This window comes from Treponema zioleckii (genome assembly GCF_014737315.1).
Lineage (GTDB): Bacteria > Spirochaetota > Spirochaetia > Treponematales > Treponemataceae > Treponema_D > Treponema_D zioleckii.
Genome location: NZ_JPUF01000166.1, coordinates 1 through 512, shown reverse-complemented (window position 1 = coordinate 512; position 512 = coordinate 1). Strand labels below are relative to the sequence as shown.

The window sequence follows — 512 nt, the reverse complement described above, 5'->3', positions numbered from 1 at the left end:
AATCTAACAACCATCTACCACCAGATTTATTCTTTCAAGCCTGTTTTTATTAAAGATGAATTCAGCACGAATACCACCGCCATATATAAAAGCTGTATTTGCTTCAATGTAATCAAAATCTCCAAATATTGCTTTTACTTCTTCCATTGTCATATTAAGTTTGATATTAAGTGGAGTTTCACCATCCTTGATAATTGATGTGCAAACCCATGTAAAATATTTATCATCACTTGTATAACAATCAATTATAACCGAGCCATACTCAAAATTATAACAAGTGGCGTTTATTTCATAACCGCCTTCAACCTTAAAGGATTCGTATGTTTTTTTTACATTTTTTCCTTTTCTTAAGTAGTCGCCGCAATTCGCGACAAATTTTACATTATAGTTAAACAAGGCGTTGCTCATGGCACGGGATTTTGATAATTCTGATAAATATTCAATGTTTGAATCTACAGAAAAATAACCTCCGTAAATCCAGCATTCATTATTATTGAATTCAACCCTGTACC

General features: G+C 32.0%; 1 protein-coding gene. It reads right to left on the bottom strand.

All coding sequences use genetic code 11. From position 1 onward, the window contains the following. Window positions 1-3: 3 nt before the first annotated feature. Window positions 4-512 (bottom strand): hypothetical protein (locus tag JI65_RS17040; RefSeq protein WP_191018356.1); only part of this gene is annotated, 509 nt, incomplete at its 5' end.